Below are 23,156 nucleotides of genomic sequence, written 5' to 3' on the forward strand. Positions count from 1 at the left end.
GGCCGAAACACTGGACGGGGCGGCGGAATATGACCGCCCTTCTTTTGTCATTTCATACTTCACGAGGAGGGGTAAGCGTGAGAGCAATCGGACAGTTTTTCAAAAATCTTATGACAAACAAAGCCATGCTGTTCATGGTTTTGCCGGGGACGCTGTGGTTCCTCTTATTCTCATATTTGCCCATGTTCGGGACGATTATTGCGTTTAAGGAATACCGCTTCAGCCGGGACGGCTTTTGGGCCAGTATCGTAAACAGCGAATGGGTCGGATTCCAGAACTTTAAATTTTTGTTCAGCACAAACGATGCGTACATTATTACACGGAACACGGTGCTGTATAACTTTGTCTTTATCATTCTTGGGCTGCTCTTCTCGGTGGCGCTGGCCATCGTGTTGTCCGAAATCGTCAACAAGCGTCTGGCGAAGGTGTACCAGACCGGCATGTTCCTGCCATACTTCCTGTCCTGGGTTATCGTAGGATACTTTGCGTTCAGCTTCCTGAGCATGGACAAAGGGATGCTCAACCAAATTCTCGGCTGGTTCGGCATGGAACCGGTGCAATGGTACTCCGAGGCCAAGTATTGGCCGATCTTCCTGACGCTGATCAGCTTGTGGAAATCGGTAGGATATAACAGCGTCGTGTATCTCGCTGCGATCATGGGGATTGACAAGTCTCTGTACGAAGCAGCCATGATTGACGGCGCGAACAAGTGGCAGCAGATCAAGGCGATCACGATCCCGATGCTGAAGCCGCTGATGACCATTCTGACGCTTCTTGCGATCGGCAAAATATTCTACGCCGACTTCGGTCTGTTCTACCAGGTGCCGAGAGATTCCGGAACCTTGTATTCGGTAACGAACGTAATCGATACGTATGTATACCGCGGTCTGAAGACGACCGGAGAGATCGGAATGAGTACGGCTGCAGGCCTGTACCAATCGGTTGTCGGATTCATCCTCGTCCTCGTATCCAACTATATCGTACGGAAATATGACCGGGATAACGCATTGTTCTAAGACTCGCAGCTTTCAAAGAAGGAGGTATGTAATGTGTTTAAAGCAAGAAGCAAGATGAAGGATTTCCACCACCTGTCCACCGGATGGAACGTTGTGTTCAACTTGATCGCCGGCATCTTCTCGTTCCTGTGCGTGTTCCCGTTCCTGTTCGTCATGATCATTTCGTTCACGGACGAGGCGTCGCTGGCGCGGAACGGTTATCAGATTTGGCCGGAAAAATGGAGCCTGGAAGCCTACAAGTACGTATTCCAAACAGGGGATACGCTGCTCCGTTCCTACGGCGTAACGATCTTCGTAACCGTTGTGGGCACGCTGATCAGCTTGTTCATTATTTCGCTCTATGCCTATGCCATTTCCCGCAAGAGCTTCAGATACCGTAATTTCTTCTCGTTCTTCGCATTTTTCACGATGCTGTTTAACGGCGGCCTGGTGCCGACCTATATCGTGGCGACCCAGCTGCTGAACCTGAAGGACACGATCTGGGCGCTGATTCTGCCGCTGGCGCTGAACGCCTTCTATATTATGATTCTCCGTACGTTCTACAGCACGAGCGTTCCGGACGCCATCATTGAATCCGGAAAAATTGACGGTGCAAGCGAGTTTAAAATATTCTATAAACTGGTGCTGCCGTTGTCCTTGCCGGGCTTGGCCACCATCGGCCTGTTCAGCACACTGGGCTATTGGAACGACTGGTTCAATGCGCTTCTGTATATCGATGACCCGAATCTGGTTCCGCTGCAATCGATGCTGATGCGGATCGAAACCAGCATGCAGTTCATTTTGCAAAATTCCCAAAATTCATCGCTGAGCATGGCTGCACTTCAGAGCATGCCGCAGGATACGTCGCGGATGGCGATGGTCGTACTGGCCACGGGCCCGATCATTCTCGCCTATCCTTTCTTCCAGCGTTACTTCATTCAAGGTCTGACGATCGGCGCGGTGAAAGAGTAAACTACTGGACGCGAGCGGAGGAGATAAGATGAGTTATAAAGATCCCAGCAAGCCTATTGCCCAGCGGGTAGAGCATCTACTAAGCCTTATGACGGTGAAGGAAAAGGTCGGTCAGCTGGTCCAGCCCTTCGGCTGGAAAACGTATGAGTCGAAGGATGGCAAGATCACGCTGGCCGAGTCGTTCAAGGAGCAGGTGAAGGAAGGGGGCGTCGGTTCCTTATACGGCACGCTGCGTGCCGACCCATGGACCGGCGTCACGCTGGATACGGGCCTGTCCCCGCGTGAAGGAGCAGAGGCTGTGAACGAAATCCAGCGCTATGCGGTCGAGCATTCCCGGCTCGGCATTCCGATCCTGATCGGGGAGGAATGCTCGCATGGGCATATGGCGATCGGGGCGACGGTATTCCCTGTTCCGCTGTCGCTCGGCAGCACGTGGAACACCGAGCTGTATCGCGAGATGTGCCGCGCCGTAGCGCTTGAAACGCGCAGCCAGGGTGGGGCGGTGACGTACTCGCCGGTGCTTGACGTCGTGCGTGATCCGAGATGGGGACGTACGGAGGAGTGCTTCGGCGAAGATCCGTATCTGATCGGGGAATTCGCTGCCGCATCGGTTGAAGGGCTGCAGGGCGAATCTCTTGACGGAGAGGCCAGCGTGGCAGCCACCCTGAAACATTTCGTCGGCTACGGAAGCTCGGAAGGCGGCAGAAATGCCGGCCCTGTCCATATGGGAACGCGCGAGCTGATGGAAGTGGACATGTATCCGTTCAAGAAGGCCGTTGAAGCTGGCGCTGCCTCCATCATGCCGGCTTATAACGAAATTGACGGCGTTCCTTGCACCGTGAACGAGGAGCTGCTGGATGGCGTGCTCCGCAAGGAGTGGGGCTTCGACGGCATGGTCATTACGGACTGCGGCGCGATCAATATGCTGGCTGCGGGACATGATACGGCCGAGGATGGCATGGACGCGGCCGTTTCGGCGATATCGGCCGGCATCGATATGGAGATGTCCGGCGAGATGTTCGGCATGTATCTTGAGCGTGCGGTCCAAGAGAAGCGGCTGGACGTTTCGGTGCTGGATGAGGCTGTGCGACGGGTATTGACGCTGAAGTTCAAGCTTGGCTTGTTCGAAAATCCTTATGCTGACCCGGCGCGGGCGGAGCAGGTGATCGGCTGCTCCCGTCACCGGGAGATGGCCAGACAGCTCGCGGCCGAAGGAATCGTGCTGCTTAAGAATGAAGGCAGCACGCTGCCGCTCTCCAAAGAAGACGGCGTTATTGCCGTCATCGGACCGAATGCCGACCAGGGCTATAATCAGCTCGGGGATTACACCTCGCCTCAGCCTCCGTCCCGCGTCGTAACGGTGCTGGAGGGCATCCGCGCGAAGCTTGGAGGGGACAAAGGGCGCGTGCTGTATGCGCCCGGCTGCCGGATCAACGGGGATTCCCGCGAAGGCTTCGAGCTGGCGCTTTCCTGCGCCGGGCAGGCCGATACGGTTGTATTGGTGCTCGGGGGCTCAAGCGCCCGCGATTTCGGCGAAGGCACCATCGATCTGCGGACAGGTGCCTCCAAGGTTACCGGCAATGACTGGAGCGATATGGACTGCGGGGAAGGCATCGACCGGATGACGCTCCAGCTGTCCGGCGTCCAGCTGGAGCTGGCCCGGGAGATCCACAAGCTTGGGAAGCGTCTGGTTGTCGTTTACATCAACGGGCGGCCGATTGCCGAGCCGTGGATCGACCGGCATGCAGATGCCATTCTGGAGGCTTGGTATCCGGGACAGGAAGGCGGCCACGCGGTCGCGGACATTCTGTTCGGGGACGTGAATCCGTCCGGAAAGCTCACGATTTCGATTCCGAAGCATGTCGGGCAGCTTCCCGTGTACTATAACGGCAAGCGGTCCCGCGGCAAGCGATACCTTGAGGAGGATTCACAGCCGCAATACCCGTTCGGTTACGGACTCAGCTATACGGAGTTCCGGTATTCCGATCTTCAGGTGACCCCGCAAACGATTAGAACGGGCGAAACCGCGGTCGTCACGGTGAATGTGGAGAACAGCGGCAGCGTAGCCGGAGCCGAAGTCGTGCAGCTATACATTAATGATGCGGCAAGCCGATTTACAAGACCGGCCAAGGAGCTCAAGGGCTTCCGTAAAATATACCTTGAACCCGGTGAGAAACAGCGAATCGAATTCACTGTCGGCCCCGAGCAGCTTCAGTATATCGGGCAAAACTATCAACCCGTCGTTGAGCCCGGCTTGTTCCGGGTCATGGTCGGAAAGCATGTGAACGACACGCTCAGCGCGGATTTGACCGTGCAGGAGGACTGATGCCCATGGAAAGAATCAGACGGTTTATTCGCGAATTGTCGGAGCGGCAATGGCTGGAATCCGTTTCGTTGAGAGAATGGAGCATCACCCGGTCCACCTACGTGGTGCCGGGGGTGTACGAGAATTCGGCGCCTTACACGGAAGGTGAGGACTTCGATCGGTTTCCGAGCAAGCAGGGAACGACGTATTTCTTCCGCCGCAGACTGGAGCTGCCGAAGGAGTGGCTGGAGGAAGCGGGAACGGTAGGGCTTATATTCGAGTCCGGCGGTGAGGGCCTGCTGCGCGTAAATGGAGCGTCTTATCAAGGCCTGGATCGCAACCATACCTTTGTCACCCTTGATCCCCAGCGGACGGGCACCCGGATGGAGCTCGAAATCGAGCTGTACGATCCGATTCCGGAGCCGGTTGACCCGCTGAATCAGCAGGCGGTTATTCAGCCGCCGATTACGCGCGTTTCAAGCCAGCTCGTGAAGGTGAACCGGCCGGTCCAAAGCTTGATGTACACCGTTACCATCGTGAGAGATTCGCTCAGGCTGCTGCCGGAGTCCGATATGCGGCGCATCCGGCTTATGGAAGCGCTGCATGCGTCCATGGACGCCTTCGTCAGCATGGATGAAGGCTCAATCCGGGAAGGTGCCGCGGTAACCGAGCTGGAGCAGGAGCTTGTCCGGAGGGTCAAGCTCATCGGAGGGAACAGTGAGGGCACCGAGCATATGGTCGGACAGTCGCACATCGACATCGCCTGGCTGTGGCCGGTCCGCGAAACGGTGCGTAAGACGAGCCGGACCTTCTCGACGGTCGATGCGCTTATGAACGAATATCCGGAGTATCGTTACGCCCAGAGCCAGCCGCTGCTCTATCAGTTCCTGAAGGATCATGATCCCGAGCTGTACGAGCGGGTGAAGGCCAGAATTAAGGAAGGACGCTGGGAGCTTGTCGGCGGAATGTGGGTCGAGCCCGATCTCAACATTCCGAGCGGGGAGTCGCTGATGCGGCAGATGCTGTACGGCCAGCTCTTTTACCAGGAGGAGTTCGGCAGACGCTCGCATATCGAATGGCTCCCGGACACGTTCGGTTACTGCGCCTCCTTGCCTCAGATTTTGAAGCATGGCGGCATCCGTTACTTCATGACAACGAAGCTCGGCTGGAATGATACGAACGTTTTCCCGTATGACCTGTTCCACTGGGTCGGCATTGACGGAACGCCGATGCTGTCCTATCTGAATCACGGCGTGAACGAGAACACGCTGCCGAAGGACGTGCACGATCATTGGCAGTCCTACCGGCAGAAGGCCGTTCATCCCGAGCAGATGCTGCTCTACGGGCATGGCGACGGCGGAGGCGGCGTAACCCGCGAGATGCTGGAGAACATTCAGCGAGCCGACCTGATGGTCGGGCAGCCTGCCAGCAAGTACAGCACGGCAGCGGAATTTTTCAATGGTATCGAAGAGCGGCAGCCGAAGCTCCCGAAATGGCGGGGAGATCTGTATCTTGAGCTCCATCGCGGTACGTACACGACGCATGCCCGCAACAAGCGGCATAACCGCAAAGCCGAAATCCTGTACCGGGAGGCGGAGCTGTGGGGCACCATGGCATTCCCTGCACTGAATTCAGGCGAGCGCAAGGGCATGATCCGCGCGCTGCATGAAGGCTGGAAGCTGATTCTGCTTAACCAGTTCCACGATATTATTCCGGGGTCGGCGATAACGGAATCATATGTCACGTCGGAGAAGGAATACAAAGAGGTATTCAAGCTCGGACAGACAAGCCTTCATACAGCTGTGAAGGCGGTAGCGGAACAGATCAATACCGAAGGGGAAGGAATCCCTTACGTTGTATTTAACGGACTCGGATGGACCCGGAATGCCGTCATATCCTTGACGGAGGATCAGGGGCTTGCCGGATTTGCGCCGCATGATGCGGACGGAACGCCGCTTCTGTACGATATGATCCCCGGGGAGTCGGATGCAGAACCGAAGAGCATGCATGTTTACGTTCCCGCCATTCCGGGCTTTGGATACACAACGATTTGGCTCAAGGCTACCGGCGCTAGCGGATCCGGCGAAGGCTCGAATGATGACTTGATCAATGGACGGAACGATGATCGGAACGACAAGCCGAACGATGGACCGGATGGTGGAGATGCGGGTTCGGCGCTTGCAATAGCGCAGATTCAGCTTGGCGACGTTTGGGAGACGAAATATTACCGGATCCGGTTCAATCACCGCGGCGAAATTACGAGTCTGTGGGACAAGGAAGCGCAGCGTGAAATCGTGAAGCCGGGCGAGTCGGCGAACCGCTTCCATTTCTTCCATGACCGTCCGACGCTGTGGGATGCGTGGGATATCGATACCCGCTATGAAGATCAGCCGGCCGGCGACGCCGAACTGATCGGAAAGCAGCTGGCACATCAAGGTGACGTTCAGGACGTGCTGCGCTTTAGCTGGCGCATCCATGAATCTGTCATCACGCAGGACATGATCCTGTATCACCATGACAAGCGAATCGATTTTCAGACGCATGTCAGCTGGAACGAATCGCACAAGCTGCTGAAGGTCGGCTTTCCGATCGACGTCGTGGCCGACAAGGCGACCTATGAAATCCCGTTCGGCACGATCGAACGCCCGACCCACCGGAATACGAGCTGGGAACAGGCTCAATATGAGGTGTGCGGCCACCGGTTTGCGGACGTATCCGAGCATGGATACGGCGTCAGCTTGATCAATGACTGCAAGTACGGCTATGACATCCAGGACAGCACCATTCGGCTGTCGCTCCTAAGAGCACCGAAATGGCCGGATCAGACGGCCGATCTGGGCGAGCATGTATTCACTTATTCGCTCTATCCGCATGAAGGAGACTGGAGACAAGCAGGAGTTGTACGCAAGGCTGCCGAACTGAATCACGAGCTCCCTTGCTTGAAGACGAGTCCGAAGAAAGGCACCCTTGCGCCGGTTCATTCATGGATCGAGCTGGAAAGCGTGCATGTCGTGCTGGATACGGTTAAGCCGGCAGAGGACGGCAGCGGTTATATTCTGCGTCTCTACGAATCAGCCGGAGGCCGGGAGGAAGTGAGGCTTGAATGGCCTCACGCTTATGAAGCGGCGTACCTTTCCAATGCGCTTGAAGAGGAGCTTGAACCGATCGTTTGCGAAGCCGGCAGCTTGAAGCTTGAATTTAAGCCGTACGAGATCCGAACGATCAAATTTAGAACTATGAACTAGGAACGACACATTACTGAACAAGAAGGAGCCAGAACAACATGGAACAATTCAGACTCCCCAAAATCCCGATGCCTGCACTCGAGCTGCCGGCATCAATCCAGGCCGTGCTAGAGGAAGCCGAGGAGAAGCTGGCGCACCGTCCGAAGCTGCTGCGTCTCTTCAAGAACTGCTTTCCGAACACGCTGGAGACGACCACGAAGCTGATGGACGACGGCACGACCTTCGTCATCACTGGCGATATCCCTGCGATGTGGCTGCGCGATTCGGTGGAGCAGGTCGTCCACTATATCCCGTTTGCGAAGGAAGATCCGCAGCTCCAGCGTATATTGAGCGGGTTGATCAAACGTCATTTTCAATATATTCATATCGATCCTTACGCGAATGCTTTTAATGAGTCGGCCAACGACTGGCATTGGAACACGACGGACGTAACCGACATGTCGCCATGGGTGTGGGAACGGAAATTCGAGATCGACTCGCTTTGCTTCTCCGTCCGCCTGGCCTATCTGTATTGGAAAGAAACGGGACTTACGGACGTGTTCGACGCGAACTTTAAATCCGCAATGCTGAAAATCGTGGAGCTGTTCAAAACCGAGCAGCGCCATTTCGAAAAGTCGCCGTACCGGTTTACCCGCAACAACGGCATCCCGACGGATTCTCTTCGCAATGATGGCCTCGGCATGCCGGTCAATTATACGGGCATGATCTGGTCCGGCTTCCGCTCCAGCGATGACGCATGCGATTTCCACTACAATATTCCGGGCAATATGTTCGCGGTCGTTGCCCTGCGCCAAATGCAGGAGTTCGCCGAGTGGGTGTTCCGGGATATGGCGCTCCTGGACGAGCTGAAGCGCCTTGAAGCCGACGTTGACCACGGTATTCAGCTGTACGGGATTTACCGTCATCCGGAGTTTGGGCCGATCTACGCCTACGAAACCGACGGATTCGGCAATTACTGCCTCATGGACGATGCGGGAACGCCGGGCTTGATGTCGATTCCGTATCTTGGATACGTTACGGCGGATGATCCGATCTATCAGAACACCCGCCGGTTCGCGCTTAGCAAAGAAAACCCGTTCTATTACGAGGGCACCGCGGCCAAAGGCATCGGCAGTCCGCATACGCCGCCGGGCTACATCTGGCATATGGCATTATCGATGCAGGGGCTGACGGCACAGACCGCCGAAGAGAAGCTGGAGATGATCGCGCTTCTTGAAGCGACGGATGCCGATACGGGCTTCATGCACGAAGGCTTCCATGCCGATAATCCGTCCGAATTCACCAGATCATGGTTCGCCTGGTCCAACAGCCTCTTCTCGCAGTTGGTCTATCAGGCGATGAAGGCGGGGATTCTATGAGCGGGCGTCTGATCGTATTGTATGATCCGGCATTTCCGGCGGCGGAAGCCGCCGGGCTGCCGGCTTCTGCCGCAGTTCTGGAATCGTTCGGCCTCGTGTGCCGTGCCGATGAGCTTGCGGAAGCGTTGTCTGCAGCGGGACCGGGGGCAAGCCTGGTCAACCTGCACGCTCCGTATTTTCCGAAATCCGCATGGCGCTCCATCCTGGATTTCCTTCGGAACGGAGACGGTCTCGTAAGCATCGGGGGCGCGCCTTTCAAGCGCCCGGTACGTTTCGAGGACGGCCGCTGGATAATCGAGCATGAGCAGACGGCCTATCATCAGCAGCTGCATATCCATGAAGCGCTGCCGGTCGATTGCGGGCGCGTGGACCGTTTGGAAGCCAGCGACGAGATTCCCTTGATGGAGAACAGCCGGGAGCTGCTGCAGGTAGCGGATACATGGAACCTGGTTCCGCACGTAACCAAGAGCAGCGACCTTCCGCATCAAATGGGTTCGGCAGGCCCGATGGACACCCGCATTTATGCGCTGCTTAAGGGAATGACGGCCGAGGGCCGCGATGTCGCCGCTCCTGCGGTGCTGTGGGAGCATGTAGGCGGCCCGTACGCCGGCGGCCGCTGGCTTCTGGTGAACCAGCCCCTCTCCCCTCGCTTCTGGGAAGAGGGCGGGGGAGAGGAGGTACGTCGGTGGGCTGCATTCACGGCTGCCGGCGTGACGGAGCTGTGGATCAAACCGAACTACGCTTCGTATGAAGCCGGCGAGCGCGCCGTCCTTACACTGCAGACGCAGAGACTGGGACGCGCTCTGCCTATCGCCGAGCCGCAGGATTGGACATTCCGCATTACGGTGACCCATGAGCAGGATGAAGCATTGCGCTGGACCCGGGATCATCAAGCAGGCGTTAACGGTCAGTTCCATGTGGAGCGGATTTCGGTTCCGCTTGATATCAAGCCGGGCGCTTATCGCGTCGTATGTGAAGCCCAAGGTCCGGACGGTGAGGTTCGCAGGCTGAAACAGGGCTTCTGGGGAGCGGATGCGGAGCTGCTTCAGGCAGGAACGCCGGTCAGCTGCAACCGGGATTATTTTATCAAGGACGGACGTCCGCTGCCTGTGGTGGGCATGACCTACATGACCTCCGATGTGGCGCGGAAATTCCTGTTCCTACCGAATACCGACGTCTGGGACCGGGATATGGCGCAGATGAGCAAGGCCGGCATTAACTGGATTCGCACGGGCATCTGGACGGCCTACCGGAACGTGATGCAGGTCGACGGACATGCATCCGAAGAGGTGCTGCGCTCGATCGACGCATTTTTGATGACGGCGAAAAAGCATGATTTGCAGGTGACCTTCACCTTCTTCTCCTTTACGCCGGAGACATGGGAAGGCAAGAATCCTTATTTGGATCCGCGCAGCGTTGAAGCGCAGAAACGGTTTATCCGCTCGATTGTGTCAAGACACAAGAATACGAAGAACGTGGATTGGGACTTGATCAACGAGCCGTCCATGTTCGATCCTCCGCGCATCTTCTCGGATGGGCCGCGTTCCGCGCGGGATTCCTATGAGCGGCAGGCCTTTGCCGAATGGTTGAAGGCGCGTCACGGCTCGATCAATCGGCTTCAGGAGCGTTGGAATATGACGCCTGAGCAGCTTCCTTCATTCGAAGCGGCGGCTGTGCCGGAGCCCGAGGAGATCAACTTCGATGTGCAGGATATGCACCAAGGCAAGAAGGGCACGCGCTGGCTCGATTATGTGCTGTTCTCCATGGAGATGCACAATCGCTGGGCCAAGGAGCTGTATTTGACGATCAAGGATGTATGCCCGAACCATATGGTGACCGTGGGGCAGGACGAGGCCCTCGGCGCGCAGCGGCCGTCCCCGTTCTTCTATGCGGAAGCGGTGGATTACACCACGGTGCATTCCTGGTGGCTGAACGATTATTTGATTTGGGACGGCATTTTTGCCAAAACGCCGGATAAGCCCAATCTGATTCAGGAAACGGGCATTATGTATGTGGAAACCCCTGACGGCCGGGCGAAGCGGAGCGAAGCCGAGCTGCGGAACCTGCTTGAGCGTAAATACGCATACGCATTCTCCACGGGAGGTGCGGGGGCGATCCACTGGATCTGGAATACGAACTTCTATATGGATAATGCGAATGAATCCCATATCGGGGCGCTGCGCGCTGACGGCACGGAGAAGCCGGAGGCGGACGTCTCCTATGACTTCGGAGCGTTCATGGCCGGAATCCGGGATCTGTTTACCGGCCGGAAGCTGGAGGAGACCGCCGTGGTATTCCCGTACTCGAACGATTTCTCGAACCGCAAGCTGGCCTTCGAGGCAACGACCAAGGCGACGCGGGCACTGGCTTATGAGCTGAACGCGCCGTTCCGCGCCGTCGGCGAATACGATCTTAGCTCCCTGCGGGATCAGCCGGTGAAGCTGATCATTCTGCCAAGCGCCCATAATGTGGAGGACCAGGCTTTCGACGAGCTGATCGACATCGTTAAAAGTACGGGTGCAACGCTTCTGGTAACCGGTCCGATCGGGCTGGACGCATATTGGCATCCCGTGAACCGTCTAGCCGACGAGCTCGGTGTACGTGAGCTGGCTAACGTCCGCCGCGAGGAAAGCGTCCGCATCGGCGATCGGCTGATGGCCGTATCCTACGGCCACCGAAAGATTGCCGAGCTGGCGAAGGAAGTGCCGGCCGCAGGCATTGCGGGCAGCGCTTCAGGTTCGGCTGCCGGATATCCGGTGCAGGAAGTGAAGCTCGGACAGGGACAACTCCTCTGGTGTCCGCTGCCGGTAGAACTGAATGACCGAACCGATACGCTCGTTGCGCTGTACCGATATGCGCTGGAGCTGTCCGGTCCGGATACGGGACTGGTATGGAAGCAGGGCGGCGAGTGGTCCGGCGTTTATGGCCGGAAGCTATCGTTTGATAAAGGTGCGCTCTTCGTATTCGGGTCGGAGCAGTCGTGGGACGCTCCGGTTGAAGTGATGGATCCGGCGACGGGACGCAGCTATTCGTTTACGCTTGAGGCGGATCGTTCGGTATTGTTCGCGGTCGATGCAGCCGGCGCGCTGCTGGCAGTCTATCGGGAACGTGAAGTTGAAATTACCGTATCCTAGCGGTAACAAGGGGGACGCGAGAGATGGAACAATCGAGAAAAGCACATATCATTTCACATACGCACTGGGATCGAGAGTGGTATCTGCCGTATGAGAAGCATCACGTCCGGCTGATTCAGCTGATGGACAGCCTGCTGGAGACGATGGAGAAGGATTCCGAGTACCGCAGCTTCTTCCTTGACGGCCAGACCATCATCATCGAGGACTATCTGCAGGTTAGACCCGAGAAGAAGGAGCAGCTGCTGAAGCTGATCGCGGACGGCCGCATCATCATCGGCCCGTGGTATATTCTGCAGGATGCGTTCCTGACAAGCAGCGAAGCCAACGTGCGGAACATGCAGATCGGGCACCAGGATGCGGCACGCTACGGCTCCGTGGCGAAAATCGGTTACTTCCCGGATACGTTCGGGCTGACGGGACAAATCCCGCAGCTGATGCGTCAATCCGGGATCGACAATGCCTTTTTCGGACGCGGCGTGAAGCCGACGGGCTTCAATAACACCGTCTCCGACGGCGGCTATGAGTCGTCGTTCTCCGAATTAATGTGGGAGAGCCCGGACGGCTCCAAGGTGCTGGGCATTCTGTTCGCGAACTGGTACAGCAACGGAAACGAGGTTCCCGTGGATGAAGAGGAAGCCCGCAAATTCTGGGACCGCAAGCTGGCAGATGCCGAGAAATATGCATCGACGCCGGAGCTGCTATACATGAACGGGTGCGACCATCAGCCGATCCAGCGCGATCTTGCGGAAGCGATCCGCACGGCAAGAAAGCTGTATCCGGACACGGAGTTCATCCATTCGAACTTCGACGATTATTTGAAGGCATTGCGGGACAAGCTGCCTGAGGATTTGTCCTCCGTGAAGGGCGAGCTGCGCAGCCAGCGGACGGACGGCTGGGGCACCCTGGTCAACACTGCCTCGGCGCGCGTCTACCTGAAGCAGATGAACCAGCGAGGGCAGACTTTGCTTGAGAAGGTTGCGGAGCCGCTTGCATCCCATGCAAGCCTGCTCGGCCTGGAGTACCCGCACCACCTGTTCACGTATGCCTGGAAGACGCTGATGCAGAATCATCCGCATGACAGCATCTGCGGCTGCAGCGTGGACGAGGTTCACCGCGAAATGGTGACGCGCTTTGAGAAGAGCCGTCACGTGGCGGAATCGATCGTAGCGGACAGCGTGCGCGTGATTGCGGATTCGGTGGATACATCGGCTTTCACGCAGTATGGCGAGGATGCACTGCCGCTGGTCGTATGGAATACGACCGGCTGGAGCCGCAGCGGAACGGTTACGATCGAGCTTGACGCGGGGCGCCTCTATTTCCGCGAAGGCTTTACGCTGGAAGAAACGAGCCGCCGGATGAAGGAACTGGACCTGTCGGGCCGCGTACTCGTTAATGACAAGGGCGAGGCATTGCCTTGCACGGTGGAGGATCTCGGCGTGCAGTTCGGCTACGATTTGCCGGACGACCGGTTCCGTCAGCCGTACATGGCGCGCAGGGTCAGATTGACCTTCGAGGCAAGTGAAGTGCCAGCTGTCGGCTTCGCTACGTACGCTTGGGTCAAGAGCGGTGCAGCCGCTCCGGAGGGAGCTTCGCTGATCAGCGGAGAGAACGTATTGGAGAACGCATGGCTGAAGGTTGAAATTGCTGCAGACGGATCCTTTACCTTGACCGATAAAAAGGGCGGACAGGTGTACCGCGACCTCGGCGTTTATGAGGATACCGGGGACATCGGCAACGAATACATGTACAAACAGCCGAACGGCGAAGCAGCGCTTACGACGAAAGGTCTACCTGCGCAGATCCGGGTGGTAGAGGATACGCCGTACCGGGCTGCCATCGAGATTGTGCATGACTGGGAAGTCCCGGCATCGGCGGACAGCAGATTGGAAGCGGAGCAGATCGAGCTTGTATACTACCCGCAGCGCAAGGCACAGCGGGTCACCGAGACGGTTCCGGTGAAGATTCGTACCGTCGTTGCTCTGAACAAGAGCGGCCGCGGGGTTGAAATTGAGGCCACCCTCGATAACCGGGCGAAGGATCATCGCGTGCGCGCCTTGTTCCCGACCGATCTAGAGACGAAGACCCATTTGGTCGACTCGATGTTCGAGGTTGCCGAGCGCAGCAATGTGCCGGCAGAGGAGTGGACCAATCCGAGCAATACGGCCCACCAGCAGGCATTTGTCGATGTAAGCACTTCGGAGGCCGGACTTACCGTGGCGAATCAGGGCTTGAATGAATACGAGGTGCTGCGCGACGGGCGCAACACGATTGCGGTGACGCTGCTTCGTTCCGTAGGCGAGCTTGGCGACTGGGGCTACTTCCCTACGCCGGAAGCCCAGTGCATCGGCGAATTCACCGTTCGCATGGAGGTCATCCCGCATCAGGGCGATGGCATCGGCTCCGGCGCCTACGCCGAAGCATACCAGTTCCAGGTGCCTTGGACGGCCGCACAGACCGGCATTCATGAAGGATCGATTCCGACGACGTACGCGCCGCTCGGCTGGAGCCGCAGCGACCGGGAGCTGGCCTTCTCTTCGATGAAGATCAGCGAACGGACGGGCGACCTGATGCTGCGCTGGTTCAACATGGCCGGTACGCAAGCAGAGCTCGGGCTGCAATCCGAACTGGCTTGCGAAGGCGTCTATAAGAGTACGATTCTGGAGGATGAGGGCGATGTTCAAGCCTTCAGCACAGACGGAAGCTATTCCATGACGGTCAAACCTTATGAAATCGTCACTTTGGGCATAAAGACCGCCCGCTAAGCAAGAAACTCACCGTTGAGCATGAAGCGATGCGTTGTCAAGGGCAAGGCCCGTCTGCGAATGCAGTAGCTCGGGCTTTGCCGCATATGAATAAAGGAGCTGTGCCTATCCGGGTTTCGTAAAACCTGGCTTAGGGGCAGCTCCTTATTCGTTAAACGGGACGGATTTTTCAAAAGCTCTTATGGTTCAGCTCGTCTCTTAGGACAAAATAAGCCTACTGCTGTTCGCTGCCGTCCTGCTTTTTCTCGTAGGCGATCAGCGTAATCTCCTTGCCGGTGAGCTCCGCAATTTTCGTTTCCGCATCTTCAATCGCCTTCAAGGTGCCTTCGTTTCCGTTTAACGCAGCGATTTTATATTCATTCGTGTGAATATCCATCTACTCGCTCCTCCTCTGTAATTCCTTTGCGGGTCATTAACGTTATATAAGTTTTCCTGTACAATGAACAATCATACAATCAAATGCACAATTGCAAGGAGGGGATATCATTCATGATTCAATTCGAGCGAATTCATCATGTCAGCTTGGCGGTCAGGGATTTGGACAAGGCAAGGGCATTCTACTCGGATATCCTGAAGTTCCGGGAAATCCCGCGTCCGCCGTTTCAATCGAAGGGAATATGGTATGAGGTTGGCGATCAGCAGCTGCATTTGCTGGAGCATCCGATCAGCGACACGCTGCGGGAACGGGGAATCGATACGACGGACGGTCATTTTTCGATCTGGGTGAAGAGCTACAGCGAAACGAAGACGTGGCTTGACCGGATGGGCGTTGAATATGTGGCTAGCCCCGACAGCGTAGCAGGTTTTGCCCAAATCTTCGTATTGGACCCGGACCGGAATATCATCGAATTCGGAGCCGAATACGGCTCCTAGGCACCAGCCTGGAATGCGAAGCGGGCAAAGCAGCATTCAACATATTTAAAAAGCCGTACGCGATTACAGGTCACGTCCGGCTTTGGGGTAAAAACGGTATTATTTTTGAATGAGGACGGGCGTGCTCATCTTAACCCGGTCATACAGCCAGATGACGTCTTTATTATGCATGCGGATGCAGCCTGCGGAGACGTACTTGCCTATGGAGCCGGGGTTATTCGTTCCATGAATCGCGTATGCATAGCTGACTTTTCCGTTTATTTTTACATTAATGCCAAGCCAGCGGGCTCCGAGCGGATTCCGCGGATCGCCGCCCTTGATGCGTTCCTTGTAATAGGGGCGGTTCTTCACCTTCTCGTGAATCTTGAACAGGCCTTCCGGCGTATAGGAGGGCTTTTTTCCTGTGGCTACGGAAAACGATTTAATCAGCTTGCCTTTTTCGTAATACATCAGTTTGTTGCTGGATTTGTCAATGACGATGAACTGTGCGTACCGGGTGTATTTGCTGTCCAGCTTCTGTCCGGAAGCGGCGTGGGCTCCTGACGGGAGAAGAAAAATCAGCAGAAGCGCAAACACGAGTACGCGGTAGATCCCCCTTATGATGTTGCATCACCTCTTTTCGCTCTCCCCCATATATATGCAGCATTTCGCGAATGTTGACGGATTTGTCGGAAGCCATTCATAGAACAAGCCGTTTTCAAAGAATGGTCCGTTCTTGATTGAAAACGACATCAATGTCGTTTATACTGAATGCTAATAACGACAATAATGTCTATTTTAAAAAATGGAGATGAAATGCCCATGTGCCCGAGGGTTAGCGACGAGTACAAAGAAACGAAGAAGCGGGAGATCGCGGCTGCCGCAAGACGCGTCTTCATCCGGAAAGGCTTCGCCCATGCCGTCATGCAGGACATTATGGATGAGGCCGGCATATCGCGCGGTGCGCTGTATGCTTATTTTGACAATCTTGAGCATGTCTTCATGGAAGTGCTGCGATATGACGATGAGGAGCTGTTTCAGTGGACCGGGCCGGAACTGCAGTCCCCGGTGTGGGGGATGCTCATGAAGTGGCTGGGTGAAATCGAGCAGGATCTGATGAAGCTTCAGCATTCGCTGGTGCGGGCGCGGGCAGAGTTCTTTCTCTCCTCCGCCTATGTGAAGGACAAGAAGCATTATCCGTATATCCGGCAGCGTTACGAGAATGCCGTCGATGCGATCAGCCGGGTGATTCGGGCCGGGGAGGAGCGGGGGGAGTTCCAGCCGCTGCAGGATGCGCGGAGCCTTGCGGGGTATATCCTCTCTTTTCTCAACGGCCTGATGCTGGATACGTATCAGCTTGGACCGGATGCGACCTGGGCGGAACAGCAGCTGGATGTGTTCCGGAACACACTGAAGCTAATGCTGAAGCCCTCGAGTACGGATGGTTATCGCGATTTATCCATAGGAGAGTGAAAAAATGCTATTCCAATCCGAACGTTTGGTTTGCCGAAAAATGACCATGGAAGATGCCGAGCTCTATCATGCATGGAGAAACGACCAGGAGGTTATGGAATCGACGAGTCCATTCCTGGACGCGTACACGATGGAGGAAACCAGAGATTTTGTGCAGCATGTCATCATGGGCTCAGCCTCGTCGAAAAGCTATCTGCTCCTGCTGAAGGAGTCGGGCAAGCCGATCGGCATCATGTCGCTTATCCAGATCGACCTCAAGAACCGCAACGCGGAATGCATCCTCGACATCGGAGACAAAGACTGCTGGGGGCAGGGGTACGGCGCCGAAGCGATGCGGCTCCTGCTGGATTATGCCTTCCTTGAAATGAATCTGCACCGGCTGGGATTGCGCGTATTCTCGTTTAATCAACGGGCGATTCGTTTGTACGAGAAGGCTGGCTTCACGCGTGAAGGCAGTGCGAGACAGAGCCTGTTCCGGGGCGGGAGCTGGCATGACATCATCTATATGGGAATTTTGCAAAGCGAATATGTCAAGAAAGGTTGATTTTGATCATCTTCCATAATAAGGTAAAGGCATGCGTTAAAAATTATGGGGGAACAGGAGAACGAAAAATCATGTCTACGGAAGAAGTGCTGTCGATTCAGGATCTGAGGATGAAATATGATGGACGCTACGTGCTTAACGGAATTGATCTTCATGTGCGCCGGGGCGAGATGATCGGGTATATCGGTCCGAACGGGGCCGGGAAGAGCACTACCGTCAAGATTATGCTTGGCTTGGTGGAGGGATATACCGGAACGGTCCGGATCTTTGGGCAGGATATTGCCGATGGCAGCGTCGAGTACAAGCGGAGAATCGGATATGTGCCCGAGGTCGCGGAGCTGTACGATCAGCTGACGCCGGCGGAGTATTTGACGTTTACCGGCGAGCTGTACGGGCTTTCGTACGAGGAAGCCTATGAGAAGGCAGAAAGGTTGATGGAGTGTTTTGATCTGGGAAAGGTCTATCACTCGCGGATTGCTACCTTTTCCAAAGGGATGCGCCAGAAGGTGCTGCTCATATCCAGCCTTCTTCATGACCCGGATCTGTTGTTTCTGGATGAGCCGCTGAGCGGCTTGGATGCGAACAGCGTCATGGTGGTCAAAGAAATTTTGGCCAAGCTGTCGGCCGCGGGCACAACGATATTTTACTCCTCTCACATTATGGACGTCGTGGAGAAGATCAGCAGCCGGATCGTGCTGCTTGCCGATAGCCGCGTTGTAGCGGACGGAACGTTTAAGGAGCTGCAGCAGCAGTCGCAGGAAGGTTCCTTGGAAGAGGTGTTCAACCAGCTGACCGGATTCCATAACCATGGAGCGATTGCGGACCGGTTCGTTTCGATCATTCGGGAGGGCTCTTGATATGCTGCCGCAGGAACCGTCCTTTCGGACGCTGCTGCTGCTGGATAAATTCAAAGGGATCCTGACCCGAATGGGTGCCGATTACGGGATGCTGCGCCGCATTTTGCAGGTGAAGCTGCTGATGGATTCGCGCCGGGTGCCCATCATCTTATCGAATACGAACCGGAAGGAGGAAGATGCGGATAAGAACCTGTTCATTCGATCCCTGTGGCTGTACGGCTTGATGGGGATCGTACTCGCGCCGTTCGTGTACATTAGCGATCCAAACTATATGATGGCAATGAGTGTCGTGGCTGCCATCCTCATGTTTTTCATTATGACCTCCATGATTTCGGACTTTTCGTCGGTGCTGCTGGATGTGCGCGACCGGAGCATACTCATGACGAAGCCGGTAGACGGGCGTACGGTCGGTCTTGCAAGATCCATCCATGCGGGCATATATATGCTGCTGCTCACAGCCTCGCTGTCGGCCGCTTCGCTCGTGACCGGCTTATTGATCAACGGCGTGATGTTCTTCCTGATTTATCTTATCGAGCTTATTCTGATGAATCTCCTCATCTTGGCGGTTACGACGCTTGTTTATCTGCTGCTGCTCAAGTACTGGGACGGGGAAAAGCTCAAGGATTTGATCAATTACGTTCAGATTGGCCTGTCCGCGGTCATAGCCATCGGTTATCAGTTCGTGATCCGTTCGTTCGAGCTGGTTGATTTCAATATTTCATTTACGCCGGCTTGGTGGCAGCTGCTGCTTCCACCGGTTTGGTTCGCGGCCCCGTTTGCGTGGCTGCTTGGCGGGGAAACGGACCCTTGGATTATCGCTTTCTCGCTTATGGCCGTAGCCGGCCCTGTCGCGCTGCTGCTTATCTATCTCCGCTATATCCCGTCATTTGAATTATTTCTGGAGAAGCTGTCGCACAGTGACGCGGGATCGGGAAAGGAACGGGGACGCGCGGACCGGGCGCTTGCCAGATGGTTCTGCAGGACGCGTGAAGAACAGGCATGCTTCCGATTGTCGGCCAGCATGATGAAGAGCGAACGGGAATTTAAGCTTAAGGTTTATCCTTCGCTCGGCTTATCGATGATTTTGCCCTATTTGTTTTTCTTTACGGCGCTCAGGGGCTCGACACTGGCGGAAATCCGGTCGGGGTCATCCTTTTACGTCCTATACGCTATGCTGGTCATGGTCATAACGACCGTGATGATGCTGAAATACTCCGGTAAACCAAAAGCGTTCTGGCTATTTCGCGCAGCACCGCTCTCATCGCTGGGACCTCTCTACAGGGGAACGCTCAAGGCGTATGCCGTGAAAATGTTTTTGCCGCTGTTTGCGGTCAATGCTGCGATCTTCCTGAGCCTGTTCGGCATGCGGATCGTTTGGGATTTGGTCATCATCCTGCTGACCGGGCTTGCGCTCATTCCTGTAGCTGCCAAAGCCATGCTGCGGACGCCGCCGTTTGCGAGAGCCTTTAGCGTTACCCAGCAAAAAGACGGCTGGATCGTGTTGCTGTCATTTCCGGTGCTGGGCGGACTTGGAGGATTGCATTATGCCAGCAGCACGGTTCCGTTCGGAGCTCCGGCCTATATCCTTCTGCTGCTGTTCGCGAACGGATGGCTGTGGACGAAGCTTTTCACCAAGGCCGGCCGAACAAGCATTCTTGAATGAAGATCAGAATGGGATGGAAGGTATATTTCATGAGTTCGGGCAGGAAGAGGGGAGCATCCGGAGTAAATCCGAAGTCACCCTCGCTCCGGAAGCTGGGCAACAGGTCCTCTGTCGGTGCCTCCAGGTTATAGGCGTCACGGAGCCTCTGTTCCGTTTCGTTGTCGATCGGGCGGGAATCCATGGCATAGCTTGTTCCGATGCCGGACAGGAGAATGGCCAAGAGAAAAAGGATGGCGGCGGATTTTCGGAAACGCATATATGAACACGCCTTTCAAATGAAATCGGGTGTCCTAGAAGCAGAGTCGTGCTTCAGGGCACTTTTTCTTTATATCGTAACTGATAAATGGGATAAGCGATACTAAGCTATCTCCTATCCACCGGGCTGAACGCAAGCCGAGAAGCCCATCTCGGCGGTAGTTATTGTGCAGATACGGTATTTTCCAGATGTGAAATTGTTCGTGCAAAAAGATTGAATAGGATTGAATGGGAACACATGTTCTTGTATAATAGGTATAAGGATATCCTGCTAAGTCTCTTGCAACCGGTTTGCATCTTTTATATTTACCAACATCATTTCACGCTCCATGGTTTCAGCCTTCACGAAATCATCTTCTTCGTCTTCCGAGAGGGATACATTTCTACAGATTGCTCTTCTGACGCCACATTTGTATTAAATTACCTGTTAAATCTGCAGCATTGCCTTATATAATCATACTTAGATTTTCACAGTGAATGAAGTGAGGGTCGTCAGGGTCAGTTCAATGGAATATGTTCTGGACAAGCTAACATTTATGCCAAACTTCAACATCGATACATGTTTATTGATTTGTGCTTTCCATCAGAGATTCCCGGCATTTTTAAGAAAGCGGTAGTCGCCACCGGAATAGGCCTCAAGAACATGCATCATATGTGACGTCTCGATTCGATATCCACATGTCTTTTCTTCAGCCGGCATCACGAATTCGGTGGTGGGATTGTTGGCAGGCTCCAGGGTTCGGGTTGAGGAGTGGCGTAGAATCATTTAACCATTCTTAAGCTGCAAGGAGGAATTGTCCTGTATGGAAGCTGTCTTATTTATGTTTTTTTCAACATTAGAAACACTGGCGATTCATTGGCTGATCATGAGCCTGCTGCGGATCCCCATATCCCAGCACCTGGGTCAAGCTCTGCTGGTTATGACCTTGGCGAATGTTCAAAGCCTGATCTTGCGCAATGAGTATCATTTGGATTTTCTAGTTCCGTTAATTACCCTTCTGATCTTCCTGTTCTTATACTCGACCATTATCAAGATTCCTGTCATCTGGTCTGCCGTTTGCACGATGATCGGTTACATGCTGTATGCCGTGATTCAGGTTGCCTATTTGTCCTTGATATTCGGCTCGGTTGAGACTGTGCAAACCGATCATGTTGACGGATACATTCTTCAGGTGCTGAGTGCAGGAACAGGACTGTTGGCCGCCTGGGTCATGTATAAACTCGGTATCGGCTTTCATTTTAATATCGAGAGGACACGTTTGAAATTCGAGCATGTTCTCTTGATTGTCCTCATCGCGATCGTGCTCGTCTTGGTCGCCATCTTGTTTTATCTGAACCATTTGTGGCTTCATTTTGTTTTCTTTGCCAGTACTTTTGGAATCTTCTTGTACTATGCCATCCAATCGGAGGAGCGGGATCGCCATGTTGTTAGAGGAAACCGCCAAACGGATCGCAGAGAGGATCAAACGACAAGTACCCGACCATAAATCGACTCTCCCCGTCTTGGCACATGCTGTTGCCATTGTGTTAAATGTGGTGCTGATCGTATCGCTAACGATGCTGATCGCATGGTTGACCGGCAATACGGGGCAGGCGGCTCTATCCCTGATCGGCTTTGCCGTCCTGCGGCAGTTCTCGGGAGGGATGCATTTGAAATCCGGAGCCGCATGCATTGCCGTGACAACCGGATTGTTCACCCTGGTGTCCTTTCTCGAGCCGGGCCTTTTATACATACAACTTCTGAACTTGGCAAGCTTGCTGCTTGTCATCCGCTTTGCCCCGAGCCGAATTAAGGACCAATCCCGTATATCCAGCGTGCATTACCCTAAACTTCGCCTGATCAGCTGTTTGATTGTGGCGGTGAATATTGTGATTCAATCTCCAACGTTAGCGATCGTATTTTTCATCCAAGCGGTCAGTTTAGTTCAATGGAGAGGAGGAGGCTCTTATGTCCCGGATCGGCAAAGCGAAACACCGCTTCTATAGCGGTGTCGCATCGGCCCTGACGATGGTTTCGGTGTTTGTTGTCAATTCCGCAAGCCCTTTATTTGTGTACCGCGGCGAGACACCGGAAGAATTGCTGAAATGAAGTGACGGCAGGGGACTCCTGCTGTCTCCCCTTGAAACATCCTGACAAGGAGCCGGATGCATGTATCCGGCTCCTGTTTGTTATGGATACACCTAACAATCTTTTTTTGAAGGATCCATAATAGGCTGGAAAGTAGGTGAGGAGCAGGATCGTTGGAACATTAAATGGTTATGTGGAAGCGGGGGTGCTTTTATGATCATTTAAAAAGATACACAATCCCGGCCGCTGATAGTAATACGATCCCGGCTCGGCTATAAAGAACCCATTGGCCGCTTTCTTTTTTGATGTCCGATCATCCTTCGAATCCGCATAAAAGTTCCCCCTTTGCTGGTATCCCGTCGTCCATGCGCCAGATAAGAGCCCCGTTACCAGGATGCAAGCAATACCTGCATATAAGAGCAGATCCATGATTGAGTTCCTCCCGCCATACTCTTTATCGTTTAGAACGCCTGTTAAGCGGGATTGGTTATGCATTTTTGAGGAAGTTGTTTCGGTGATTAATAATGGATGCAGCCTTGCCGTCAGATTTCTTGAGGAAGGGCGATGTGAAGGAAGAAGAATAAGGATTAGGAAGCTATAAGAAGGGGGATAAGGGTTAGAGCGTTTAAGAAACGGTTTTGCATGGGATTGTTCTTCTAATTATTGACCCATC

19 protein-coding genes are annotated in these 23,156 nt (G+C 54.7%); 15 read left to right on the forward strand and 4 right to left on the reverse strand.

The annotated features are described in order from the left end of the window. The first annotated feature begins 86 nt into the window (after positions 1-86). From NST08_RS09365 to NST08_RS09395, 7 genes are read left to right on the forward strand one after another with little or no spacing between them, the layout of a single operon-like run. Positions 87-1,016, forward strand: coding sequence for an ABC transporter permease (locus tag NST08_RS09365; protein ID WP_167324103.1), 930 nt, complete (start codon positions 87-89; stop codon positions 1,014-1,016). Between the two features lie 54 nt (positions 1,017-1,070). Next, the gene (locus NST08_RS09370) at positions 1,071-1,967 is read left to right on the forward strand and encodes a carbohydrate ABC transporter permease (RefSeq protein ID WP_034273797.1); all 897 of its coding nucleotides are present in this window, start codon (positions 1,071-1,073) and stop codon (positions 1,965-1,967) included. Positions 1,968-1,995: 28 nt separating this feature from the next. Next, the gene (locus NST08_RS09375) at positions 1,996-4,293 is read left to right on the forward strand and encodes a glycoside hydrolase family 3 N-terminal domain-containing protein (protein ID WP_007129520.1); all 2,298 of its coding nucleotides are present in this window, start codon (positions 1,996-1,998) and stop codon (positions 4,291-4,293) included. Positions 4,294-4,298: 5 nt separating this feature from the next. Continuing rightward, positions 4,299-7,517, forward strand: a complete 3,219-nt coding sequence (locus NST08_RS09380) for an alpha-mannosidase (RefSeq protein WP_210095541.1) — start codon at positions 4,299-4,301, stop codon at positions 7,515-7,517. A 38-nt stretch (positions 7,518-7,555) separates the two neighbouring features. Beyond that, positions 7,556-8,875, forward strand: coding sequence for a glycoside hydrolase family 125 protein (locus tag NST08_RS09385; RefSeq protein ID WP_007129522.1), 1,320 nt, complete (start codon positions 7,556-7,558; stop codon positions 8,873-8,875). Continuing rightward, positions 8,872-12,009, forward strand: a complete 3,138-nt coding sequence (locus tag NST08_RS09390) for an alpha-amylase family protein (protein ID WP_210095540.1) — start codon at positions 8,872-8,874, stop codon at positions 12,007-12,009. The genes NST08_RS09385 and NST08_RS09390 overlap by 4 nt, the downstream gene beginning before the upstream one ends. A 23-nt stretch (positions 12,010-12,032) precedes the next feature. After that, on the forward strand, positions 12,033-14,771 hold the full coding sequence (locus tag NST08_RS09395; RefSeq protein WP_210095539.1) for an alpha-mannosidase: 2,739 nt from the start codon (positions 12,033-12,035) through the stop codon (positions 14,769-14,771). Positions 14,772-14,985: 214 nt separating this feature from the next. On the opposite strand, the gene NST08_RS09400 is transcribed toward NST08_RS09395, so the two are convergent. Then, positions 14,986-15,147, reverse strand: coding sequence for a hypothetical protein (locus NST08_RS09400; RefSeq protein WP_007129525.1), 162 nt, complete (start codon positions 15,145-15,147; stop codon positions 14,986-14,988). A gap of 113 nt (positions 15,148-15,260) precedes the next feature. Between NST08_RS09400 and NST08_RS09405 the strand changes: the two genes are divergently transcribed. Beyond that, positions 15,261-15,644 (forward strand): VOC family protein, encoded by a 384-nt coding sequence (locus NST08_RS09405; RefSeq protein WP_007129526.1) that lies wholly within the window; start codon positions 15,261-15,263, stop codon positions 15,642-15,644. A 99-nt stretch (positions 15,645-15,743) separates the two neighbouring features. Here the strand turns inward: NST08_RS09405 and NST08_RS09410 are convergent, their stop codons facing one another. Then, positions 15,744-16,220: a L,D-transpeptidase gene (locus tag NST08_RS09410; protein WP_007129527.1), complete on the reverse strand. Its 477-nt coding sequence runs from the start codon at positions 16,218-16,220 to the stop codon at positions 15,744-15,746. 225 nt (positions 16,221-16,445) lie between these two features. Here NST08_RS09410 and NST08_RS09415 point away from each other — a divergent pair, with 225 nt between their 5' ends. The 4 genes from NST08_RS09415 (at position 16,446) to NST08_RS09430 (ending at position 20,160) form a co-directional block, all read left to right on the forward strand. Next, a complete protein-coding gene (locus NST08_RS09415) occupies positions 16,446-17,096 on the forward strand; it encodes a TetR family transcriptional regulator (RefSeq protein WP_028406154.1) in 651 nt (216 codons plus the stop codon). 4 nt (positions 17,097-17,100) lie between these two features. Continuing rightward, positions 17,101-17,640: a GNAT family N-acetyltransferase gene (locus NST08_RS09420; protein WP_007129529.1), complete on the forward strand. Its 540-nt coding sequence runs from the start codon at positions 17,101-17,103 to the stop codon at positions 17,638-17,640. Between the two features lie 71 nt (positions 17,641-17,711). Beyond that, a complete protein-coding gene (locus NST08_RS09425; RefSeq protein ID WP_007129530.1) occupies positions 17,712-18,497 on the forward strand; it encodes an ABC transporter ATP-binding protein in 786 nt (261 codons plus the stop codon). Between the two features lies 1 nt (position 18,498). Beyond that, on the forward strand, positions 18,499-20,160 hold the full coding sequence (locus NST08_RS09430; RefSeq protein ID WP_210095538.1) for a hypothetical protein: 1,662 nt from the start codon (positions 18,499-18,501) through the stop codon (positions 20,158-20,160). Here the strand turns inward: NST08_RS09430 and NST08_RS09435 are convergent. Next, on the reverse strand, positions 20,126-20,416 hold the full coding sequence (locus NST08_RS09435; RefSeq protein ID WP_007129532.1) for a hypothetical protein: 291 nt from the start codon (positions 20,414-20,416) through the stop codon (positions 20,126-20,128). The genes NST08_RS09430 and NST08_RS09435 overlap by 35 nt on opposite strands. Before the next feature lie 802 nt (positions 20,417-21,218). On the opposite strand from NST08_RS09435, the gene NST08_RS09440 reads away from it, so the two are divergent. The 3 genes from NST08_RS09440 to NST08_RS09450 are packed head-to-tail and all read left to right on the forward strand — an operon-like array spanning position 21,219 to position 22,504. After that, the gene (locus tag NST08_RS09440) at positions 21,219-21,902 is read left to right on the forward strand and encodes a hypothetical protein (RefSeq protein WP_144878385.1); all 684 of its coding nucleotides are present in this window, start codon (positions 21,219-21,221) and stop codon (positions 21,900-21,902) included. Beyond that, a complete protein-coding gene (locus NST08_RS09445; protein ID WP_186311185.1) occupies positions 21,838-22,401 on the forward strand; it encodes an accessory gene regulator ArgB-like protein in 564 nt (187 codons plus the stop codon). The genes NST08_RS09440 and NST08_RS09445 overlap by 65 nt, the downstream gene beginning before the upstream one ends. Then, positions 22,364-22,504: a cyclic lactone autoinducer peptide gene (locus NST08_RS09450; RefSeq protein WP_144878386.1), complete on the forward strand. Its 141-nt coding sequence runs from the start codon at positions 22,364-22,366 to the stop codon at positions 22,502-22,504. Before NST08_RS09445 ends, NST08_RS09450 begins: the two co-directional genes overlap by 38 nt. 168 nt (positions 22,505-22,672) lie before the next feature. Here the strand turns inward: NST08_RS09450 and NST08_RS09455 are convergent, their stop codons facing one another. Continuing rightward, positions 22,673-22,978 (reverse strand): DUF5316 family protein, encoded by a 306-nt coding sequence (locus NST08_RS09455; protein ID WP_321184925.1) that lies wholly within the window; start codon positions 22,976-22,978, stop codon positions 22,673-22,675. Between the last annotated feature and the right edge of the window lie 178 nt (positions 22,979-23,156).

Origin of the sequence: Paenibacillus sp. FSL K6-1566 (assembly GCF_038050475.1) — a bacterium.
GTDB classification, from domain to species: Bacteria; Bacillota; Bacilli; order Paenibacillales; family Paenibacillaceae; genus Paenibacillus_AQ; species Paenibacillus_AQ lactis.